Raw genomic sequence first — 22,111 nt, 5'->3', positions numbered from 1 at the left:
TCAGGGCATCACATGCCGCTGAGGATATGGTTGAAAGGTTTTTGGTTCAGGATATTGGTGACGGCCGCCATCATGTCTGATGTTGAGGCAGCCGTCACATTAAGCAAGGAGTAATCATGGCTACCCTTGAGGTTATCCCATCTCCAGCTGAGCTGATCGATGGTAGATCGTTGTCCGTTATCGTACCACCACGCTGTGTACAGTTGATGGCTTCCATTGTCGAGAAGCGCAGTGTACACATCATGGCCTGCAATTTTTTTCTTTTCGATCTTTCGGAATGCATAGCCGCTTCCGCGCCAGCAGATCATGGGATTGTGCTCGGCACTGTAGAAACCCGGAATATGTTTGATGTAAACCAGTGATTGCTGGCTCTGCAATTTGATGATGCCCGCATCGAAACGGGATGCAGTGAAACCCGCTACAGCAGGTACAGGACTGCTATCATCGGGCAGTGCTGCCTTTTCTTTTCGCACAACAGTTGCAGCAAAGAAAACAGTGATCAGCAATGCCAGTTGTACGAGCAGCATAAACGGACTGCTTAATCTGGCTGAAATCTCAACAGGCATGGCAACTGATCTTTCGGAACCATATCGCTTCACCAGCCAGCCCATTAACCAGATGGAAGGCAGCAGCACATAGGCAATGAGGCAGAGAATGCCGATCCAGTCGTGCATAGGATTCTCCGGAAGTATGTTGAATGCCACCAGACAGATCATCCGCACTACGTTGGAGCCGAGATTCAGCACCAGTGTTATCAGCATCACAGGGATCAGCCAGCGGTTGCCCAGTGTTTTATTGAATCGTTGCTGACAGATGGCCAGCATCATTACGCCAATGATGAGTGAAGTGATCAGCATATTCAATCCCATGCAGGCCTGATCTACGGCAAACTCATTATCGTTGTGCATGATCATGTTCCCGTGAACGGTGATGTCCATTCCGGCGAGCTGCATGGCATTGCCCACCAGGCGTGTAAGCTGAAGCCTTATCGGAAAGCTGAAAACATCTGCAGCATATCGAACAATCGGCGACATCAGCAATGCTATCAACAGTGGCATGCCGTTCAGTTTTCCAATGCCGGCCTCGATCACAAAGAGCAGCGCAAATACTACAGCCCAATACAGCAGAGTATTGGCAGGAGCGAAAAAGGTGAGCAGGGCGCATACAAAAGCGCATATTCCATACCGGTAGTCTACACCATTCAAACCCTTCACGCGGGTTACCAATGGCAGCGCAATCAGCCCCAGCAATACATTCAGCGATTTCCAGCTGGCAAAGTTTTGCAGAAAGCAGACGAGAATAACTCCGTAGGCAGCGAACGCCAACCATACCCAGAGCGGAATATTTCCTGCACCAGTCAACACTTGTCGGCTCTTGTTTAGTTCAATCTTCCTTTCCATACCGGACCGAATTTTAAGGTGAGGAGAATAACTACTGCCAGAATAATCAGTGCCCATTCGTGCGGTTCCGGCACTGCGCCTTTTGAATTGAGGCCTGCATTCTGTAAAGCATTTTTGCTTTGTTCAATATCAAATCGGGTATAATCTGCTTTTCTTTCCAGCACAACAAGACTGCTCACCGGAGTAACCACATGCGCTTCTGCGGCCTGAGCAACGAGGCTGTCTGCGGGTAATTCACCATTCATCAATCCGGTGCCGGCCTGATGCATCAACTGATTGTACACAAAGAGCCGCATCAGGTGATCAGGTGCATTCGCTGCAGTACTGTTCTGGCTTCGCGTGATGACGATACCACTTTGATCGATCACTATTTTGTTTTCATCTTCTGTATCATCGGAGAATTCTTTCCGTGCAAGCAGGAGACTGCAATCATCGAGGCTTCCCTGATCGTATTTGAACAATCTGTATTCTTTAAGGCTGGCCAGGTAGGGTGATAAGGTATCGCCCAGATTGAACACCCTTATCTTTTTGCCGGAAGCGGAGAACCTGCGCAACGCATCATGAAACTCAGACCCCTTGATCTCATTGAGATTGGGAGAATGGATGCCGGATTTTGTGATCACCAGTGCAGTATCCGGACGTTCAATTTCATGAAAAGGGAAAAGACTGAATTGTAGTTCGGAGAGATCTTCAAATATTTTCTGCTGGTTCTCTTTATTGAGCTCAACAAGGTTGTTCCTGTAAAAAGCATACACTTTCTCAGCCGCCAGCATTCTGAGTAATTGATTGTATTCATCTTCCGACCAGCTGTTGTTGATATCGAGAAAAATGCTGCCAGGTTTGAAAGCTGAACGCTGATGCTGGTAATCGCTTACCTGATAATTGTTTCCATTGAATTGAAAACCGCTTGCAGTGTCCACTTCATCGGACTGCAGTGTCAGTCGCCAGGCAGTGTTGTATTCTCCTGAACGCCGGTATTCATTTTTGCTTAGTTTTTTGAAGCCTCCGTAAGTTTCAACTTCTTTGGCATCTCCCTTTATTTCAACGCTTACAGGTCCGGTTGTATTTCTGGTAGAAGGACCGGAAAAATAACCTGCGGCATAGGAAAGTTTGTTTTTGTTACGTGTTAACGGAGAGGTGTATCCGATTCTGAATATCCTGCTGCTGCCATCCACTACAGGGAATACTCTTACAGAAACCCGGTTCCCTTCCTGCCAGTGAAGCACAGATGGGTCGCGTCTTTCGTGGCCTACAATGGTTGTATAGGCAGAGTCTGCTTTTGATCGGGAAGTGAGAATGCCGGGTTCTTCCACCCCATCTATCCAGAGGCTGAGTGCAGTAACGGTGGCTCCTTCGGGGAGATAGAATTGATAGATGGCCTCCCGCTGATCATTAAACCAACTGTCTGCATTACCGGCACGGATGGTGATCTTTTGATCGGTGTAAGCGATTCTGTATTGCGGCCAGATCTGTACGCGTGTATCGACGTCTTCGGTAAACAATCCGTCACCTGACCAGAGTCTTTCTTCCTGTTGCAATTTCACATCGGAAATGGCCTGGAGTATTTTTCGTTTTTCTTCCATTGATGGCTGCAATCTTACCCCTGCCAGTGTTGCGATGGAGATCAGCGGATCGTGCCGCATATCCGGATCTCTTCTCACTCCTGCAAATCCAAATGTGTTGTTCAGGTTTTCTTCCCAACCGATAGTGCGATAACGGGTATCAGCGCTGAGTATTTTTTTCGTGAACAGGTCTGGCTTCAGTTTCGCAGCAGCATTGGCCCATTCGGGAAGATCTGTATTTCCTGCATCGTTGTATGCATTGTTGATGTTATTGGACTGTACCTGCCAGCAGATCATGTAAGCAACTACAAATCCAAATGCGGCAAGCATTCCGCAGCCTGCGCTGATCCGGCAGAACAATCCTGCATTGGAGCGAACCATCCAACGAATGGAAAACAACAGGAAGAATAAAGGAACGAATGTGTAAACAGGAATGCCCAAAAACCAGCACAAAAGAGCACTGAAGAAATGTAGCGGTAAAAGATACATCACGAGATAGAAGAATAAGACGCCACTGAGACCAATCACAAAAAAGTGCAGCGCCTGTGCCCATCGTGGCAGCAGATCATAAAAAAATACAAGCAGGTAGTTGATGCTGCAAATCACCAGCAATACTGTCAGCCAACCCGTGGATTCATAAAAAAGATGTGCATCACGGTTAAGCAGATAACAACCATTCAGCATCATCACCAGCAACACAAAAATCAAAGGCAATCCGTTCCTTCCTTTTTTCAGGCGGCCCAATGTCCAGATAAGGATAAAGTAAATAGTGGCTGCAACATGAGACATCAAAAAAAATGAAAAACCAGAACCGGGGGTAGTTTCAGGGAGCAGGGCAAGAAAAACGGATACTGCCAGCAGTCCCAGCCCTGTTAGATAAAGTTTGTCTGACCGAAGTCTTTGAAGGAAATTCATTTCAGATATTTAAAAGTACTTTGTATTTCAAAGTGTTTAGACAAAAAAAATTACCGTATGCCTTTGATCATGTTTTCGAGTGCCTCGATATGTTCTTTGAAAGCTTTCTCTCCTGCTTTGGTGATGGCATAGGTGGTATTTGTTTTCCGCCCTATGAAGCCCTTATGCACCCTGATGTATGCATGCTCTTCGAGTGTGGAGAGGTGGGATGCGAGATTACCATCGGTAACATCCATCATTTGCTTGAGGTCGTTGAAATTGATCTCCTCATTCACCATCAGCACGCTCATCACGCCCAGGCGAACACGGTTATCAAAAATTTTATTAAGATGTTCAATAGGATTCTTCATGTATTCCTTATTGACTTACACGTTCATATTTCCACCACATCACCAGTCCGTACACAATATGCAGTACCCCAAATCCAAGGGCCCAGTACATAATGCCGTTGTGAAAATCGTATAAATTAAAAATACCCAGAATCAGTTGTCCGTACCCGAGGTACCTGATCTCTCCCAGTGTGTACTTCGATGCATTCACCAGTGCCAGTCCGTAAAAAATAAGGCAACCAGGTGCAATCAATTCAAAGTATCCCAGGCTGAGGGCACGCAAAAGTACCAGTCCGCCAACAGCAATCGGCAAAAAAGTATTCCACACCAGCCGCTGCACGGTTCTGTCCCACAATGGAACTCCATGTTTGCGTGTACGAAGAAATGTGAACAGAAAGGCGGTGATCAGTGCGCCGATAAACGTGAGGGCGGCAATTACGATCAGATCATTGAACAGAAAGATGCTTCTCATGCCAATGCCATCGTAGCTTTGGTCCGGCAATCCATTGCTGAACATTTCATGTATGCGCTTATTGGCGAAATAAGCGCCGATCAATGCGCAGACTCCGGCGCTGACGCCACTCCAGCCACTCAATGAAATAAAACGGGAAGATCGTTCCATCATCCGTTTAATGTCCTTTATCGTATCGAGGGATTGGTCTTGCGATGTCATAAAAAGCACTTTGTACTACAAAGTAGCAATAAGTTTTTCATTTCTGCAAGTTTTTTTTGTTGAATGTGAGGGTAAAGCTGCTCTCAACTGTTATACTAAAAGCCGCCCCACAGCGTTCAGAGGCTCAGCCCGGTTCTTTACAAAATGTTAAAAGAAGCTATGCGCTGCTTCTGTAATATTTAACAGGAGTGTATTTGAGGCATTGGCGTATTTTTGAATACAGATCAAATCAAGTCCGTGGAAAAAATCAGTATGAGAGGCTGGAAACTGTTATTTCTTTTATTAGTGTGCTTACCGGGTATTACCCATGCACAAACGAAAGTTCTCAAGGGAATTATCAAAGACGTACACAGCGATGAACGTATTCCATTTGCGTCTATGCAACTGGTTAAAAGTGGTACCGGTCGCCTGAGCGACTCCTCCGGTGCATTCGTATTCCGTTTCGATCAATGGCCCGCAGATACCATCCGCGTTACCTACGTAGGTTATCAGGATTTCCTGCTCGTTATCGACTCCGCACTTGTGAGCAAAGAAAAGAACGGCGTAATTGATCTCTCCATTTTACTCGAAAGGGGCAAATACACCGGCGAGGTGGTTGTTCGCCAGAAAATCGACAGAGGTTACCTCATGTGGAAACGCATAGTGAAACATAAACCCAAAAATGATCGCTACCGTTTTCAGAACTATTCCTACGAACTGTACAACAAACTGGAGATCGATCTCAAGAACATCAAAAAAGACAAGTTCGGCAAACTGCCGTTTGTTCGCCAGTTCAAGTTTGTACTCAACAATATCGATACCACAGAAGAAGGAAGCACTTTCCTCCCCGTGTATTTAACTGAAGCTATCTCCGATTACTATTATCAGGCGAGCCCCAAAAAACGCCGCGAGGTGTTCAAAGGCGTTAAAACACTTGGTGTGAACAACGAAAGTGTGGCCAAACTCCTGGGTGGGATGGATCAGAACCTCAACTTCTACGAAAACTTCATCCCGGTATTCGACAAACTCTTCGTAAGCCCCATCAGCAATAATGGTGACAACTACTATCGCTACCGCGTACTCGACACTCAGTACGTGAACAAGCAGCGACTGATTCACCTGAGCTTTACCCCAAAAAGAAAAGGAGAACTCACATTCGAAGGCGATTGCTGGGTGCACGATCCCACCTGGGCCATTCAGAAAATGAACCTCCGCCTCACCAAAGAAGCGAATATCAATTTCGTTGACAAACTGAGTCTCATTCAGGAGTTCAAGCTCATCAACGATACCACCTGGTTCCTCGCGCGCGATAAGTTTGTGGTGGATATGAGTCTCACCGGCGACAAACATCTCTCCGCCATCGGACGCAAGAGCACCACCTACGAAAACATTGTAGTCAACGATACCAGCGTTACCAATGAACTTGCCAAGAACTCGCTGATCGAAGAGACCATTCTTCCTCCGCAGGTAACCAAACAACCGGATTCTTTCTGGGTTGAAAGCAGGCACGAAGAACTCAACAAGAACGAGAAAGCGCTCTACAAAACCATCGATACCTTATTGTCGCTCCCTGCATTCAAACGCGTAACAAAAACTATCAATTTCCTGGTTACCGGTTATTCCAATGTAGGCAACTTCGAGATTGGCCCATGGTACAACTGGATCACCTACAACCAGCAGGAAGGTTTCAGAACAAGGTTCGATCTCGGTACCAACAAACATTTTAACAAGAATCTCTTCCTGCACGGTTATCTCGCATACGGATTCAAAGACCAGGAGTTCAAATATCAGTTCGACGGCAAATATTTCTTCAACAGAAATCCGAGAACATATGTGTCATGGATGGTGCGTCACGATTTCGACAGAGGGCAGCAGTATTATGATGAGATCAGCCAGGATAACATCTTTGCATTGGCCATCCGCAAGAGCGGTGTGCCCATCAAATTCCTGATGCTCGACGAACGCAGAGTAGAGTTTTTCCGTGATTCTAAAATAGGGCTCTCCGTTTCTGTATCGGGAGCTCATAAAGACTACGATCCTGTAGCGAACCTGCCATACAAAACGCATTTCGCAAAAACAGCAGCAGACAGCAGCATCAAAACTGCTGAGTTCACTATCAAACTGCGATATGCTTATCTGGAGAAATTCCTCGAAAGCACTTTCAATCGTTTCAGCCTCGGAAGCAAATATCCGATTGTTGAGTTCCGCTATACCCGCGGGGTGAGTGGTGTGCTCGACAGCCGTTTCGACTATCATAAGATCAGTGCAAGCATTTCTGATTTCACCAAGATTCCACCATTCGGCACCCTGTACTACAATGTGTTTGCAGGCCGCACTTATGGTAAGCTTCCTTACATGCTGCTCGATGTAGCTCCCGGTAATGAGATCTACTACTACAACAAGTATGCATTCAACCTCATGAACCGCTACGAGTATCTGCACGATCGCTATGCAGGTATCAATGTGGAGCACAATATCGGTCCCGGCATTTTCCGCTTTGTTCCGCTGACGCGCAAATTCAAGTTCCGTCAGTTCTGGAGCGCCAAAGCACTGTGGGGAGGATTAAGCGAAGAGAACAGACAATACAATATGCCAGCAGGCTCACCGTATATTTTTGAATCACTCGATGGCAAACCTTATGTGGAGATCGGAACAGGGGTGGATAATATCTTCAAGCTCTTCAGAGTAGATTTTCTCTGGAGAGTATCACCCACACCGCTGCCGAAAGAACAGGTGAAGAAGTTCGGGGTGTTCTTCAGTTTCAAACTCGCATTCTAACTGATATCATTCAACATACAAAAAGGCATTCCTTTACCGGAATGCCTTTTTCTTTTTTGCGTTCATCACAATGAACTGCTCTTTATTCTTCTTTTGCTCCTTCTTCTATTGATTGCAGCCACTGCTTCAGATCATCATCCAGGGTAGTGGCATCATATTCTTTTTCGTAGAGCATCGATGTGGCTTCTGCTCTGCGCTTTACTGGCGCTCCCGGCGTGATAGAAAACGGCCCTGCAACTCCCAGATAACTGCTACTCTCCGAACCTTTGAAAGTTAACCTGAACAGCAGGAATTTCTTCTTCGCATTTTTAAAGTTCACTACCCGCTCTCCGACAAATACAAACTGATCGATTTCATATTCGTCTTCATCAACCTCTGAAATCAATTCACTCTCTGCAATTGCTTTCTGATTCAGGTATTGTTTGGGGAATACAGCCAGCTTCTTCAGTGAAGCCAGTGTATCATAGAGAAAAACCCTGCTATTCCTGTCCGCAGCTATTTTCAGCAGCTCTGCAGGAGGAATTGTCTGATTCAGAGGAAGCAGGGCATTCACTGCCAGCATCTTTACATTGGTGGATTTATTTTGCAGCAACTTCCTTAAACCCTGCACGGCACCAGCATCTTTCATTGCTCCCAGTACCTGTGCTGTATTGTACTGATTCCAGAAAACTCTGGGCTCATCTTTGTCTTTCAAAGCAAGATGGTCTGCGTATTTGTAAATGCTTTCCTTAAATGGAGCAAGTATAGATTTGTTGATTGCTTTCTCTTCCAGTAAACGATTTACATACCGCATCACCGGCTGTGCTGCTATTGTATCTTTTAGTAAGGGCAACAGATCTTTAATATGTGCTGCTGCCAATGAAGCGCTGTCTGCATATCCCCTCAGCCAGCTGTACGGTTCTGCCGTTGCAGGAAATTTAAGATTCGCCAGTTTGCTCACCAACTGGTATGAGCTGTCTGTTCCCCACTTTATCAGCGCGTTCAGAATAACATTCCTTGTATTATCATTTGCGGGAGCCAGCTGTGCATAGGCTTTGGCCATTTCATTCAATGAAGATGGGTCTTTGATCGCAACTATCGCATCACAGATCAATGCCGGCGCTGCATTTTCTGTTAGTCCTTCATAATAAGAAACAGCCAGTGCTTTGTGCAGCAATGGCAGGTGTTCAGTTTTGAACTCAACCATTTCCATGGCTGCATATGCTTTGCCGAGTGTTGCAGAATCGGAAGATTTCAGTGCAGTGAACAGGTCTTCGGGTTTTCTGTTGCTCAGCCCCGATGCAATCACTTTTGCAGCCGGTTGATACGATGCATACAACTTGTTGTAATTGGAATTGAATATGGTGCTGCTGTCGCCATTTACAAATACTGTAACCAGGCTATCGCTGTGCAACATATACAATATTCGCTTTGCGTTGCCGGTTGCATTGCTTTTGATCATTGTCTCAACCGCATCAAACGGTCCCTGCTTTCTCAGGTTGTAAGACAATAAGGTATCCACTTCATGCACATGCTTCATGGCTGATCTGCGCAGTACTGCCGTATCACTCTTTTCCCAGAAATATGGATTGAGCTTCGCCTTTACTATTTCAATGGTAGCCGGTGTAATGCTATCATATGAAAGCATTCTGATCTGACTGCTATTGTATTGTTTTGCAGTATCCTGATAAATTTCGAATGGCTGTGGAGCCCAGGTGGCAGCAGATCCGTCTGGCAACTGATAGTTTCCCCACGGCGTTTCAGTTTTAGGAATGAATTTGACGGATGAAAAATACTTATTCATCAGTTCACCATTTCCTGGCTCATAAAAATTCAGTGTCATGAAATAGAAACTCTGATTGCCTTTCAGGATGTTCAGGGTATTGCAGAAGATGCTGTCTTTATTGGCTGTCAGCTGATACTTTACCCAGAATGCCGGATATCCGTTCCATTGCAATTCTGTGGTAGAATCTATGCGGATATTGGGATTGTTCCTCAGGTTTTCTACATAAGATTCAAATTTATCTTTGTTGGATATCCGTGTATAGTCTTTCCTGAGCGTTTCAACCATACACATCAGCATCGCCTTGTTTGCATCATCCGATACCATTATCTGCCTCACATAAGCAGACTCAGTTTCACTGACGCTGTCGGTAACCGGTTTGCCGGGGAACCATACGCTAAAGCCCAGTTTGTTGTCAGTTAATTCATATGACTTTACAAGCTGGTTGCCTGTGGTGTCTGGTTTCTCGAAAACTTTGTAGCTATCAAAATATTCTTTCAGTCTGGCTTCCGGCATTTCCATGCCCTGAGGATATCCCATGCCAACTGCAAAGCATCGTCCATTGATGATGAACATCTGCATTATCACCATGGAATTGTCTTCAGCATTATATGCAGTGAACTCCATACCCTCCACACCGAATCTGCTTATTTTCTTTGTTGATCTCACTTCTGCCTTCATGGATCTGAATGTACCTTTCGCTACCGTTTCAATTCCCATTCCATATACTTTGCCTGAAGCGAGGGTGAGATAAGCCATACCTGCGAGATCGTCTGCAAACACCAGCATTTCCGCATCGGGTTTATTCAACACCTCGGAAGGTTTGCCGGGCATTCTGATTGAGTAGAGGCTGTCTAATCCATTTACGGTAATCCAGGATTCTGCCAGTGCTGTCTGACTGAACAGGTGCTCTTCCATCGGAATACGCTTGCCTGATACTACCGGCTCAACGGTGTAGCCTTTATGACGAAGCAGGGAAACTAATCCTACATCCTGTCCGAGATGCGCAGCTCCTACAGCAAAGAACATGGTTCTTACACGTATCAGACTATCGATTCTCCTTACCATATTCTGATTTCTGGTCACCATTACTTTGTCGTCAGCAACACTGCCATATCGTTTCATCATTCTGTCCAGATCATTGCTGCTATAGATTTCCACCATTGTGTCGATACCGGCTCTGAGTTCTTTATCGGTTTTCAGAAATCCATCGATATAGGAAACGGCTTCCTGTTTGGGATTGCTTCTTGCCTCATCATGCCTTTCTTCTACTGCCCCCATCCATTTGCCTTTCCGCGAAGCGATGGCATAGAGATAGTTGTCCATCACAGACGACATATTGTTTTTGGGATCGAGGTTTATCACCTGCAGCCTGCAATAGCTTTCAAACTCAGAGAAGGTGACTTCTTCCGGCTTTTTATCAAAGGCTGTTTTTAGCTTTTGCTCTATCCGTCTGAATTGAGCCGCACTGAGCAGGGGTTTCAGCAGCAGGTTTTCTTCCGCTGCCGCAGCACTGTCCGTTCCGGTTACAGGCGCCATTTCAATGGCCATCCCTTCTGTTTGTTCGATGGCTGCATACATTGAATCAGGGAAGTTGAAGATGCGCTTATCTTTCAGGTGCATGGTACCGAGCAGATAAGAGGGCTTGCTGAGCCCGTTTCCGGTGATACGCCAAAACATACCGGGTTTGATGGTTTTTTGGGCATGGAGGAACATAGGGAATAACCAGGCCACAGCCATGGTTACGAGAGTACGAAAAATGAACTTTGTCATGTTGGTTGTTGATTAGGGAATTTCCGGCAGCAAAATACTTTCTTTTCCTGATCGGGCATATACGATTGAGTAACTGTGCCGGTTCCATAAAAAAATCCCGGTCTTCTTTCGAAAACCGGGATCGTTGTTATTAGCTGTCTGACTTCTTTGGTTGCTTATTTCTTCACTTCAACCGTAATAGTTGCGCTCAGTTTTGAACCATATGAGCGATGAAGACCATCAGCAAACTGCAAAGCAATTTTATGTTTACCGGGTGCGAGTGTCAGTTCTGTTTCTTTCTGAGCATTTCCAAAATGCAGGTGAACTGAATCTTTCGGAACTACAGTACCGGAGGCAATCGAATCGAGACCGATCAGCACGTGATGGTGACCAGATGCGGGTTTGATGATTCCGTTAGCTGTATCTACAGACAGGTTATCTGCTCCGAATTCAACTTTGAATGGAGAAGTAACAGTCTGGCCATCTTTCAGATTCTTGAAATATACTTTAGCGCCTGCAGGGATTTCTGGTACTGGAGCAATCTCTGTTCCGGGAGCACTGGCATGATCATGACCAGCATGGCTGGTAGTGTCTGCGGCCGGAGTTTTCGAATCAGTTGCTGCATCGTTGCAGGCAACAACTCCCAGGATCATCAGTGCGGGAATGAAATGAAATTTGCGCATATTGATTTTTTAGGTAATGAACGAATAATTACAAGCGGAAACAAAGGTAGCCGTTTACGGCTATTCTTTTACACCTGTATTGTTAACGGGACCAGGATAATTCCATTCGGTTCTTACCTGCTTGCGCGGAGTAGGATAGATCTCATCCATGGTATTGCCATCGTACAGTCTGCCATTTTTCATTACGGACTGAATGCTGTTGGTATTGCGGATATTTTCCAGCGGATTCTTATCGAGGATGATGAGGTCGGCCAGCTTGCCGGGCTCTATCGATCCGAGATCGTGATCCAGGCCCAATCCTTCAGCGCCCAGTATGGTAGCCACTTTCAGCGCATCGTGCGTGCTCATGCCGCCACTCTGCACACTCCAGAGCTCCCAGTGGTAACCCAGCCCCTGCAACTGACCGTGACTGCCGATGCCGGCGAGTGATCCCTTTTCCACCAGACTCTTCATGCTCTTTGCATGCTTCTGAAACACGTGCTCTTCGGGCATGAACCAGGCATTGCGTCTTCTGGTTTTTGCGGCCAGCTCTTCGTATGGCGTAAAATATGCCAGTTTCTTATCGTTGTAAGGCGCTTCTGTTTCGTAGTAATAATTCTCTGCCCATGGGCCGCCATAACTCACCAGCAGCGTGGGTGTAACACACATTTTAGATTCAGCGATCGATCCGGTTACATCTTTATACAAAGGATAGATCGGCAATGAGTGTTCATGACCAGGATACCCATCGAGCATATTGGTGATATTCATCTTGTAGTTCAATCCACCTTCTGTAGTTGGCATCAGCTGCTGATCTTTTGCGGCTTTGATGATCCACTGACGAACCTGACGCGGACCAGCCATATACATTTTGATATACTTCGTATGGTAATACTTGCTGTATTGCTTCAGAACAGAGCTCGCATGTGCGGAGTCTTTGATATTGTACATCCAGAAGCCAACACCGGGGCCGGTTGAGTATACACGGGGACCAACAATTTTACCTGCATCAACCATATCGCTGTACGTGAGTACATCTGTGGTGGCCGTCTGCGGATCGCGCGTGGTGGTTACTCCGTATGCGAGATTGGTAGTGTAGATCCATGAATCGGTTTTCTGAATGCCCCATTGCGGCCACATATGCGAGTGCGTATCCACAAATCCGGGTACGATGGTCTTTCCTTTTACATTGATCACTTTGGTGCCCGAAGGAACCTGCAATGTACCTGTTGCTCCTACTGCTTTGATGCGGTTGTTTACGATCAGTACATCACCTTCGGCAATCACCTCATTTCCCTTCATAGAGATGATGCGTGCGCCGCTCAGCAAAACAGATGCCTGCGGCATATCTTTTTCAAAATAGATCTTCACCTGTGTTTCAGTTGCTTTGTAGGTGGCATCTTCTGCAGGTGTTTTCTTTGCTGCCAGCGCTTTATCGGTGCTGTCTTTTTTTGATGTGGTATCTGCTTTTTTCTTCTCTGCTTCTTTTTTAGCGAGGGCTGTACTGTCTTCGAATTTTTTGGCAGCATCGAGGTCGTACACGAAATGTGCATTACCGATGCTCCAGTGAACTTTTTTACCGTCTGCTTCCCATGTTGGAAACTCGCCTCCGATCTCTGTCAGTTTCCACGCAGGGAAATTGGATGATGCTGCATCCGCTACAGACACATTCACTGCGCGACCGGTTTTTGGAATAGTGAAAACGAAGATATCGTTGTTCACTTGTGCCAATGCTCTGTCGCCTGTTGGAGAAAGCAGTACCAGTGCGGCAGGTGCAGGTGTCTGCACTTCCATGGCAGCGGCTGTTTTCTCGGACAGCATGCAGTTGTTCTCTGCACCGAATGCATGATCGTGACCATGTTCGTTGAGGTTGCTGATGCCGTATGTAGTGATGCCGCTTACGCGCGCAATTGTTTTTTCGTCGGTTCCATCGAGTCTGATCGACACGAGGCTTCCGCCGTTATTGAGATACAACCGGTCGTCGCCTTTGATGAAATGCGGATTGGATCTGCCTTGCGCTCTGTCTACAAAATTCACATCACCACCGTTGGCGCTGATCCAGCCAATTTCGTTTTCTGCTCCGTTGGCTGATGGCCCGATCGACTCCTGATAACGTTGGAAACTGGTTTTGATGAAAGCGATCTTATCTCCGCTGGAACTCCATGCCGGTTCTGCATAGAGCGCAGGAACTTTTGTAAGCTGCTGTGCGGGTGCTTTTCCGTTAACTGTTACTTTGTAAAGATGTCCTCCGTTGGGCGTCCAGGTAGTGAATACAAGCTGAGTGCCATCGGGCGACCAAACCGGTTCTGCCTCTGTGAAATTGTTAGTGGTAAGACGTTTGAGCGTTCCTCCGGGATAGTCCATCACGTACAATTTGTTCAGCACCGTGAATGCCAGTTTCTTTCCATCGGGAGAGGGGACGGCATCCCTGATCTGTGTTGCCAGTGCATAGGCTGTATCGGAAACCGGATATTTGAATTGCAGGCGCGGTCCCATCTCAACCTGCACATCGGCAGTGAAAGGAATCTGTTGTGGCTTGCTACCGTCTACGGGTATGCGATATATTTTCCCTCCGTAAGAAGCGATCAGTGCTTTGCTGTCCGGAGTGAAAGTCATGCCTGGCAGTACGCCCATCGTGGCGATGGATTCCTGATCATCGCGTTGAACAGGGTATGCCAGCCATTTTTCTTCACCGGTGGAGAGGTTGCGGAGTATGAGTCCGGTCTTATCTTCAAACCTCGATCCGTAGACCAGCCATTTGCCGTCTTTCGACAGCACAGGCGTGAATGCAGATCCATAGCGGGATGAAATGGTGGTGGTGCGGGCATTCTCCCTGTCGTACACCGCTACCTGATACTGCGGCAGCTGCGCATTGTAATTCCAGAATCCGCCGCGGGAGGAATAATAGATGTAACGGCCATCAGGACTCACAGCCGGATCGATGGTTTTGTTGCCGGGTGCATCCATCAGCTGCGTGCCTGAACCCGCATCTTTATGAATGAGCCACAGACGCATATCGAGCCGGCCACGGCTGGCCACGATGTAGTTGCCATCGGGCGTCCAGGCTGCACTGGGATAGTTCTGATCTCTGTCTTTTGTTACCTGAATGGTATCTTTTTTCTCTGTATCGATGTACCAGATATTTTCAGATCCGCTTCTGTCGGAAGTGAAGAGTATTTTCTTTCCATCAGGACTAAATCTCGGATGCGTATCGAAGGCAAACCCTTTGGTGAGGCGTGTAGCTTTGCCACCTGAAGCGGGAATAGAATAGATATCGCCAAGCAGATCGAACAGAATGGTGTTTCCATCCGGACTGATATCCACCGACATCCAGGTACCTTCGTCGGTACTGAAAGAAAAATTTCGCTCTGGCTTGAGCGGTAGTGTTTTTATCTCGGTATAGGCGAAGCCCGGTTTAGGCACAGAGTCAACCGCGTTGCCCGGCTGATGGCCCGCCATTGCGGTGCCGGAAGCCAGCAGCATGGCTATCCCAACCCCATTCCGGACAGACTTTTGTAAAATAGTAGATCCCATAACAAAACGTTGTTTAATTTGTAGTAAGAAAATTACAACCAAAAACGAGTACTTCCCTGTTGCCCTTACCGATTTGTTATGAACGGCATTATTTACCCAATCACCCCAAGCAATCGGAACAATCATGAACAGAACACAACATCTTGATCAGTTGAATGCATTCAATGGCATCTGGGATATTCTCATTGTCGGAGGCGGAGCTACCGGGCTGGGATCAGCGGTGGACGCAGCTTCCAGAGGATATCGAACAATTCTCTTCGAGCAATACGATTTTGCCAAAGGCACTTCTTCGCGATCTACCAAACTCGTACACGGAGGTGTACGCTACCTTCAGCAGGGAAATATCAAACTGGTGATGGAAGCGCTCAGGGAACGCGGACTGCTCAAGCAGAATGCACCGCATCTGGTGAAGAATCAATCTTTCATTGTTCCGAATTACAAATGGTGGGAAGGCCCGTTCTATGGATTCGGATTGAAAGTGTATGATTGGATGAGCGGAAGCCTCGGCCTCGGAGCCTCCGAGTGGCTGAGCACCGAAGAAGTACTGAAACTTGCGCCCACACTCGATCCCGAAGGATTGCGTGGTGGCGTGCTCTATCACGATGGACAGTTCGATGATGCCCGCCTCGCTATCAATCTTGCTCAAACGGCAGCAGGTTCCGGAGCCACCATCCTGAATTATTTTTCTGTTACCGGATTTCTCAAAACAGACGGACAAATTGCCGGCGTGCAGGTTCGCGATATGCTCTCTGGAAAAGAATATGAAGTGAAAGCCCGCGTGGTGATCAATGCCACCGGTGTTTTTTCAGATACCGTTCAGCATATGGATGATCCACAACGTCCGGCGAGCATAGCGCCGAGTCAGGGCATCCATCTGGTGCTCGATAAATCTTTCCTGCCCGGCGAAGCCGCTATCATGATTCCACATACCGATGATGGCCGTGTGCTCTTCGCTGTTCCATGGCATAACAAAATAATTGTAGGCACTACCGATACACCGGTTGATCATATTTCGCCGGAACCCAAAGCCATGGAAGAAGAAGTGGAATTCATATTGCATCACGCAGCACGTTATCTTACCAAAGATCCCGGTCGCGCCGATATCAAAAGCATTTTTGCAGGATTGCGGCCACTGGTGAAAAGCAGTGCAAAGAAAACAGCGGAGATCTCCCGCGATCATCATATCACTATTTCCGAATCAGGACTGGTAAGCATTCTAGGAGGAAAGTGGACCACCTACCGGAAGATGTCTGAAGATGTAGTGAATACCGCTGCCGTACATGCGCAGTTGCCATATCATGAAAGCGTAACAAAAGATCTGGCCATTCATGGTGCGCAGCCGACTTCGGATTTCAATACCAACGATTATTATTACGGAACCGATATCGATGGCATCGAACAGCTCACAGCAAACGATGCTGGTTTGAATGAACTCATCCATCCACAACTGCCATACACGCGTGCGATGGTGATCTGGGGCATTCGGCAGGAGTGGGCCGTAACAGTCGAAGATATTCTGAGCAGACGCACCAGGGCAATTCTGCTCGATGCAAAAGCCTCGCTGGAAGCGGCTCCTGGCGTAGCTAAACTAATGGCCGAAGTGATGGGCAAAGATGCAAACTGGATCAGCGATCAGGTGGCTGCCTATGAAAAAGTAGTAGCGGGTTATCTGCCGAAATAAATAAGCGCTTCAGACGCTCATAAAGCAAAACCCGGCAGTACCTGCCGGGTTTTTATTGTAAAATTCAGTCTTGTCTATTCATCAATTGCTTCCACAATAATCTCACATGCCTTTTTGATTTCCTTTGCACTGATGCTCAGCGGCGGTACAATCCTCAGGCATTGCGGCGCAAACAAGAACCAATCTGTGAGTACGCGCGTCTCACCATTCTTTCGGTTGATGCAGGCATCGATCACTTTCTTATTGGTTTCGAAGCTGTCGAACTCTACGGCCATCATCAGACCATTTGAGCGAACGGCTTTGATCTTCGGGTGATGCAGCAGGTTATGGAACAGTGTTTCCTTTGCTTCTACTGCTTCCATCATTCCACCTTTAAGCAGCACTTTGAAAGCCGCAAGCCCTGCTGCGCAGCATACCGGATGGCCACCAAATGTAGTGATATGGCCCAGTACCGGGTTTTCAGTGAGGTGCTGCATCAGTTTTCTGTTGGCCACAAAAGCGCCAAGCGGCATTCCGCCTCCGAGCGCTTTGCCAAGCAGTACGATGTCGGGTACTATTTTGAATTGCTGAAAACCCCACAAGTTGCCGGTTCTTCCAAATCCTGTTTGTATTTCATCGAGAACCAGCAGGGTACCGGTTTCTTTGCATTTTTGCTGCAGCGCTTTCATCCACGATTTCGATGGAGCATACACTCCGCGCTCCGCCTGAATGGTTTCTGCTATCACACAGGCAGTACGTTCGGTAATGGCATCGATGGCTTCCTGGCTGTTGTAATCCATATGCAATACATCGGGCAACAGAGGACGGAATGCATTGCGGAAGTATTCATCTCCGATGATGCTGAGTGCTCCCTGTGTTGATCCGTGATAGCTTTGATTGAATGCAATGATCTGTGTGCGTCCGGTTACACGTTTGGCCAGTTTCATGGCGCCTTCCACCGCTTCGGCTCCTGAGTTGGTGAAGTACACCGAGTTCAGGGAATTATGCAGATTGTCTGTGAGCAGTTTCGCGTATTGAACCTGGGGAGACTCAACGAGTTCTCCGTACACCAGCAGATGCAGGTATTCGTCTGCCTGCTTCCTGATGGCCTTCACTACTTTGGGATGGCGATGCCCTACATTGCACACACTAATGCCGGCAATCAGATCGATATACTCTCTGCCCTTTGCGTCTGTAAGAATGCTGCCTTCGGCTTTTACTATTTCCAATGCCAGCGGAGCCGGTGAGGTCTGGGCCACATGCCGCAGAAATAATTCCCTTTGATTCATACTGATTCACTTATGCATGCAAAGAACGCCAAATTCCCGCACTTGTTCTGAAATGAATCATGGACTGCAAAAAAATCAGGATATTTGTTGTATGCCAGTAATACTACACGTAGAAGGAGTATATCCTCAATTCGGAGAAAATTGTTTTATTGCGCCCAATGCCACTATCGTTGGTGATGTAGTGATGGGAAATGAAGGAAGCATCTGGTTCAATGCCGTTGTTCGCGGCGATGTGAACAGCATCCGCATCGGCAACAAAGTGAACATTCAGGATGGCGCCGTAATCCATTGCACGTACAAACGCACACAAACCATTATCGGAAATAATGTGAGCATTGGTCACAACGCATTGGTGCACGGATGTACCATCGAAGACAATGTGCTCATCGGTATGGGATCTATTGTGATGGACAATGCAAAGATCGGCAGCAACAGCATCATCGCAGCCGGCGCTGTAGTGCTCGAAGGAACCATCGTTCCCTCAGGAACCATCTGGGCGGGTGTACCTGCCAAAAAAGTAAAGGATATCGACGCCACACAGATCCATGGAGAAATAGACAGAATAGCCAACAATTATGTTCGTTATGCCGACTGGTTCAGAGATCAGGTAACCGGTGATAACGGATAGAACAATTCCCTTCGGGGAATACTATTTGTCTGCCATATACGTTTTACCGGAAGAAGTTTTTGCTTATGAAAACAACCCGCTCGATCGTATTGATGATGGCCTGCTTTCTGGTATTGAATGCAGGCACATCCTGCAAGCTGTGGAACAGCGTGTTCGGACCCAAATACGGATGTCCTTCCAATGGCAAGAACGTAGGTGCCGAACGCATTCTCAGCGGCGAAAAAGTTCCCAAAGCCCGGAAGTTCAAGGTTTAGCCATTCCGGCTTCCCCCTCACTCCGTACAGTATGAGTTTGCACTTCGTACAGGAGATCTTTTGCAATGAATGTTGAGGAAATAAGTAGCCGCTAATAATTGCGGTCGTCAATCGATTCGAGGATATTGTAGTAGCTTACATATCTGTCTTCTGCGATCAAACCCTTTGCCACTGCGTCTTTCACAGCGCATCCCGGTTCATTGATGTGCATGCAGTTGTTGAACTGGCACTCCGTGATCAGCTTTGCCATTTCAGGAAAATAATGGCTTAACTCCTGCTTTGAAATATCTACCAGACCAAATTCGCGAACACCGGGCGTATCGATAACCCTGCCTCCGAAAGGAAGATCGAACATTTCGGCAAATGTGGTTGTGTGCATGCCTTTACCACTCCATCCGCTTACATCCTGTGTTTTCAATGCCAGCTCCGGAAAGATCGAATTGAGGAAAGATGATTTTCCTACACCTGAATGCCCGCTCATCAAAGTGGTTTTGTCTTTCAGCAGCGCCTGCACTTCTTCTACTCCTTCTTTCGCAGCTACCGACATGCGCATCACTTTGTATCCGATGGCAGAGTAGATGGCCGATACTTCTTCAAACTTCTCTTCTTCTTTTTTCTTATACAGATCTGCTTTATTGAAAACGATGATGGCCGGCACATGATAGGCTTCGCAGGTTACCAGAAACCGGTCGATAAAGCCCTGCGATGTGCGCGGATCTTTCAGCGTAGCAAACAGCAGACTCTGATCGATATTCGCAGCAACAATATGGTGATGTTTCTTATGTGAGGGAGACTGACGGTTGATGTAATTGCGGCGTGGAACTATCTCATCGATCATGGCATTGCCGTCTGTACCTGCCTCCTGCGAAATGCCCACAGTATCACCAACGGCAATAGGATTGGTAGATGTAATGCCATCTATCTTGAATACTCCTTTGATACGTGCATTGTAAAAACGGCCGTCTTCCGCTTTTACCACATACCAGCTGCCTGTTGATTTATACACTGTTGCTTTCATATCGATACTGCAACATTACGGGAACTTTCTGAACAAGGTGTACCGCAATGCCATTTCAAGCAAAAGTAATGCAGCGGCGGCAATCGCAAAGGGATGAAAACGTTCGGTATAGCGGCGGAAAGTAGTTACTTCCACTTTTGACTTTTCGAGCTGATCGATCTCAGAATACACGCCCTTCAGGCTTTCGTTGTCGCGCGCCCTGAAATAGAGTCCGCCGGTTTGATCAGCGATAAGACGGAGCAATGGCTCATCGATATTCACTTTTTGCTGGCGGGTAACTATATGTCCGGATTCGTCTGGTATGGGTACAGGCGCATAGCCATCCGTTCCAACACCGATGGTGTACACCCTGATGCCATAGGTTTTGGCAAGATCCTTTCCTTCGAGTGGACTGATTCTTCCACCCTGATCTTCTCCATCCGTGAGCAGGATGATCACCTTACTTCTGGTTTTGGAATCTTTGAGACGGGCAACACTGATACCCAGTCCATCGCCGATGGCTGTGCCATCTTCCAGTGCGCCGAGCTGAATATTGTAGATGCTGGCTTTCAGCACATCTTTGTCTGTGGTGAGCGGCACCAGCGTAAAACTTTCTCCTGAAAAGATCACTACACCTACACGATCGGTAACGCGGCTATCCACAAAATCTGCCGCTACTTTTTTTGCAGCTTCCAGTCTGTTGGGAAGCAGATCCTGTGCAAACATACTGCCGCTGACGTCGATGCAGAGAATGATGTCGATGCCCTGTCCGGTTTTCAGCTCTTCGTCGTTGCGCGTTTGCGGACGCGCCAGCGCAATGATGAGGCAAACTACTGCCAGGCAACGAAAAGTAATCAGCGAATGGCTGAGCATGTTCTTCCATGAGCTGGAACCTTTTTCGTTGGTGAGTGTGCTTACGAGCATCGTAGCTTCCTGCCCTGCACTTTTTTTGAGGTACCACCAGATCATTATGGGCACCAGCAGAAACAGCGCGAAGAACCAGGGATGGGCAAATGTGATATGTTGAAACCAGTTATACAGCAAGGTCAGGTGATATTATTGAGTATGGTAATGGCCGAACGGATGCTGTTGAAATTCTGTTCGTTGTCAGCTGCGTCCGGAGTGTATTTCGCAAATTTCACAAAGTCTGCAATCTGCAGGGCATGTGCCATTTGCCTGAACTGTTCAGCATCAGGATTCAGTGTGCCGAGTGCCCTGATCAGTTCTGCATTCGTTTTTTCGAGCGATGATATTTTGAGCTTGCGCATCACGAAAATGCGGAGCACATCATTCAGTTGAGTATAGAAATATTTGCTTTCGGCAGGTTGTGGCCATCCCTTCTGCTTCAGTGCATCGAGGGTTTGAATGGCTTCCTCATATGGCGTAAGCTCAGGTTTGGCGGGCATTACAGGCAGTTCTGCTTTTTTCTTCTTAGACAGCAGCAGCCATGCAATGGTGGCAAGCGCCAGCAGGGTTAGTCCTCCAATGATCCAGGGGATCTTTCCGGCGGAAGGATTGGGCACTTCTTCAATTTCTTTGATATCCCTGTACTCAGATTCAGGATTGAACGGCGTATATCCAACATCGATGCCGATGGTATCGGTGCTGTACGTGGCATCCCCCACTTTCAATGAGAGTTTCGGAATTACCTGGTATCCTGAATCGTAACTGGTGAGTGTAATGGTCTGCTGTACCTTTTTGCCATCGACGCCTTCAATGGTATCTACCTTTCCTTTTTCGATGAATTCGAAACCGGGAATGGTATCGAGATTGAACCATGCTACTTTGGCGCCGAGCGGCATCCGCACATCGAGCAACAGCTGCACGGGTTCGCCGATAAGGATGCCATCCTTATCAGCGGTCGCTTTCACCAACACCTGCGCATTTAAACACAGGGTACTGAATATTGCAATAAGCCATAGTAAGGCTTTTTTCAT

At 47.2% G+C, this 22,111-nt stretch carries 15 protein-coding genes; 4 read left to right on the top strand and 11 right to left on the bottom strand.

Features of this window, described 5'->3' with window-relative positions:
• Nucleotides 1–8: 8 nt before the first annotated feature.
• Genes xrtN through HHL16_RS06310 form a run of 4 tightly spaced genes read right to left on the bottom strand, consistent with a single transcriptional unit; the run spans nucleotide 9 to nucleotide 4,879 of the window.
• A complete protein-coding gene (gene xrtN, locus HHL16_RS06325; RefSeq protein ID WP_169424284.1) occupies nucleotides 9–1,400 on the bottom strand; it encodes an exosortase N in 1,392 nt (463 codons plus the stop codon).
• Nucleotides 1,379–3,877 carry an XrtN system VIT domain-containing protein gene (locus tag HHL16_RS06320; RefSeq protein WP_169424283.1) on the bottom strand — a complete coding sequence of 833 codons (2,499 nt, stop codon included), beginning with the start codon at nucleotides 3,875–3,877 and terminating at the stop codon, nucleotides 1,379–1,381. The genes xrtN and HHL16_RS06320 overlap by 22 nt, the downstream gene beginning before the upstream one ends.
• Nucleotides 3,878–3,927: 50 nt before the next feature.
• Nucleotides 3,928–4,227 carry a transcriptional regulator gene (locus tag HHL16_RS06315; protein WP_169424282.1) on the bottom strand — a complete coding sequence of 100 codons (300 nt, stop codon included), beginning with the start codon at nucleotides 4,225–4,227 and terminating at the stop codon, nucleotides 3,928–3,930.
• A gap of 7 nt (nucleotides 4,228–4,234) precedes the next feature.
• Nucleotides 4,235–4,879 (bottom strand): hypothetical protein, encoded by a 645-nt coding sequence (locus HHL16_RS06310; RefSeq protein ID WP_169424281.1) that lies wholly within the window; start codon nucleotides 4,877–4,879, stop codon nucleotides 4,235–4,237.
• Nucleotides 4,880–5,257: 378 nt separating this feature from the next.
• Between HHL16_RS06310 and HHL16_RS06305 the strand changes: the two genes are divergently transcribed.
• Complete coding sequence (locus HHL16_RS06305; RefSeq protein ID WP_240965865.1) at nucleotides 5,258–7,636, top strand: DUF5686 family protein; 2,379 nt, start codon at nucleotides 5,258–5,260, stop codon at nucleotides 7,634–7,636.
• Nucleotides 7,637–7,718: 82 nt separating this feature from the next.
• Here the strand turns inward: HHL16_RS06305 and HHL16_RS06300 are convergent, their stop codons facing one another.
• The 3 genes from HHL16_RS06300 to HHL16_RS06290 all read right to left on the bottom strand — a co-directional run bounded on the left by HHL16_RS06300 (nucleotide 7,719) and on the right by HHL16_RS06290 (nucleotide 15,346).
• A complete protein-coding gene (locus tag HHL16_RS06300; RefSeq protein WP_169424280.1) occupies nucleotides 7,719–11,171 on the bottom strand; it encodes a TraB/GumN family protein in 3,453 nt (1,150 codons plus the stop codon).
• Nucleotides 11,172–11,326: 155 nt separating this feature from the next.
• Nucleotides 11,327–11,833 (bottom strand): DUF4399 domain-containing protein, encoded by a 507-nt coding sequence (locus HHL16_RS06295; RefSeq protein WP_169424279.1) that lies wholly within the window; start codon nucleotides 11,831–11,833, stop codon nucleotides 11,327–11,329.
• A gap of 60 nt (nucleotides 11,834–11,893) precedes the next feature.
• A complete protein-coding gene (locus tag HHL16_RS06290) occupies nucleotides 11,894–15,346 on the bottom strand; it encodes an amidohydrolase family protein (RefSeq protein ID WP_206022266.1) in 3,453 nt (1,150 codons plus the stop codon).
• Nucleotides 15,347–15,470: 124 nt separating this feature from the next.
• Here HHL16_RS06290 and HHL16_RS06285 point away from each other — a divergent pair, with 124 nt between their 5' ends.
• Nucleotides 15,471–17,027, top strand: coding sequence for a glycerol-3-phosphate dehydrogenase/oxidase (locus HHL16_RS06285; protein WP_169424278.1), 1,557 nt, complete (start codon nucleotides 15,471–15,473; stop codon nucleotides 17,025–17,027).
• 74 nt (nucleotides 17,028–17,101) lie between these two features.
• Here HHL16_RS06285 and HHL16_RS06280 read toward each other — a convergent pair whose 3' ends face one another.
• Nucleotides 17,102–18,295, bottom strand: a complete 1,194-nt coding sequence (locus HHL16_RS06280) for an aspartate aminotransferase family protein (protein ID WP_169424277.1) — start codon at nucleotides 18,293–18,295, stop codon at nucleotides 17,102–17,104.
• A 91-nt stretch (nucleotides 18,296–18,386) separates the two neighbouring features.
• Between HHL16_RS06280 and HHL16_RS06275 the strand changes: the two genes are divergently transcribed.
• Entirely contained in the window at nucleotides 18,387–18,923 is a 537-nt protein-coding gene (locus HHL16_RS06275) for a gamma carbonic anhydrase family protein (RefSeq protein WP_169424276.1), read from the top strand.
• Nucleotides 18,924–18,988: 65 nt separating this feature from the next.
• Nucleotides 18,989–19,177 (top strand): hypothetical protein, encoded by a 189-nt coding sequence (locus HHL16_RS06270; RefSeq protein ID WP_169424275.1) that lies wholly within the window; start codon nucleotides 18,989–18,991, stop codon nucleotides 19,175–19,177.
• 91 nt (nucleotides 19,178–19,268) lie between these two features.
• On the opposite strand, the gene rsgA is transcribed toward HHL16_RS06270, so the two are convergent.
• The 3 genes from rsgA to HHL16_RS06255 are packed head-to-tail and all read right to left on the bottom strand — an operon-like array spanning nucleotide 19,269 to nucleotide 22,111.
• Entirely contained in the window at nucleotides 19,269–20,195 is a 927-nt protein-coding gene (gene rsgA / locus HHL16_RS06265; RefSeq protein ID WP_169424274.1) for a ribosome small subunit-dependent GTPase A, read from the bottom strand.
• 15 nt (nucleotides 20,196–20,210) lie between these two features.
• Nucleotides 20,211–21,218 (bottom strand): VWA domain-containing protein, encoded by a 1,008-nt coding sequence (locus HHL16_RS06260; protein ID WP_169424273.1) that lies wholly within the window; start codon nucleotides 21,216–21,218, stop codon nucleotides 20,211–20,213.
• Between the two features lie 2 nt (nucleotides 21,219–21,220).
• Nucleotides 21,221–22,111, bottom strand: a complete 891-nt coding sequence (locus tag HHL16_RS06255) for a BatD family protein (protein WP_169424272.1) — start codon at nucleotides 22,109–22,111, stop codon at nucleotides 21,221–21,223.

The organism is Pseudoflavitalea sp. G-6-1-2 (assembly GCF_012927185.1).
In the GTDB taxonomy this organism is placed as follows: domain Bacteria; phylum Bacteroidota; class Bacteroidia; order Chitinophagales; family Chitinophagaceae; genus Pseudobacter.
This window is presented reverse-complemented; position numbering and strand designations above follow the sequence as displayed.

Excerpts from the sequence above, each read along its gene's own strand:
- HHL16_RS06275 (WP_169424276.1), top strand. The coding sequence starts at position 18,387 with ATGCCAGTAATACTACACGTAGAAGGAGTATATCCTCAATTCGGAGAA.
- HHL16_RS06320 (WP_169424283.1), bottom strand. The coding sequence starts at position 3,877 with ATGAATTTCCTTCAAAGACTTCGGTCAGACAAACTTTATCTAACAGGG.
- HHL16_RS06270 (WP_169424275.1), top strand. The coding sequence starts at position 18,989 with ATGAAAACAACCCGCTCGATCGTATTGATGATGGCCTGCTTTCTGGTA.
- HHL16_RS06285 (WP_169424278.1), top strand. The coding sequence starts at position 15,471 with ATGAACAGAACACAACATCTTGATCAGTTGAATGCATTCAATGGCATC.
- xrtN (WP_169424284.1), bottom strand. The coding sequence starts at position 1,400 with ATGGAAAGGAAGATTGAACTAAACAAGAGCCGACAAGTGTTGACTGGT.
- HHL16_RS06305 (WP_240965865.1), top strand. The coding sequence starts at position 5,258 with ATGCAACTGGTTAAAAGTGGTACCGGTCGCCTGAGCGACTCCTCCGGT.
- HHL16_RS06255 (WP_169424272.1), bottom strand. The coding sequence starts at position 22,111 with ATGAAAAAAGCCTTACTATGGCTTATTGCAATATTCAGTACCCTGTGT.
- HHL16_RS06295 (WP_169424279.1), bottom strand. The coding sequence starts at position 11,833 with ATGCGCAAATTTCATTTCATTCCCGCACTGATGATCCTGGGAGTTGTT.
- rsgA (WP_169424274.1), bottom strand. The coding sequence starts at position 20,195 with ATGAAAGCAACAGTGTATAAATCAACAGGCAGCTGGTATGTGGTAAAA.
- HHL16_RS06315 (WP_169424282.1), bottom strand. The coding sequence starts at position 4,227 with ATGAAGAATCCTATTGAACATCTTAATAAAATTTTTGATAACCGTGTT.
- HHL16_RS06290 (WP_206022266.1), bottom strand. The coding sequence starts at position 15,346 with ATGGGATCTACTATTTTACAAAAGTCTGTCCGGAATGGGGTTGGGATA.
- HHL16_RS06310 (WP_169424281.1), bottom strand. The coding sequence starts at position 4,879 with ATGACATCGCAAGACCAATCCCTCGATACGATAAAGGACATTAAACGG.
- HHL16_RS06280 (WP_169424277.1), bottom strand. The coding sequence starts at position 18,295 with ATGAATCAAAGGGAATTATTTCTGCGGCATGTGGCCCAGACCTCACCG.
- HHL16_RS06300 (WP_169424280.1), bottom strand. The coding sequence starts at position 11,171 with ATGACAAAGTTCATTTTTCGTACTCTCGTAACCATGGCTGTGGCCTGG.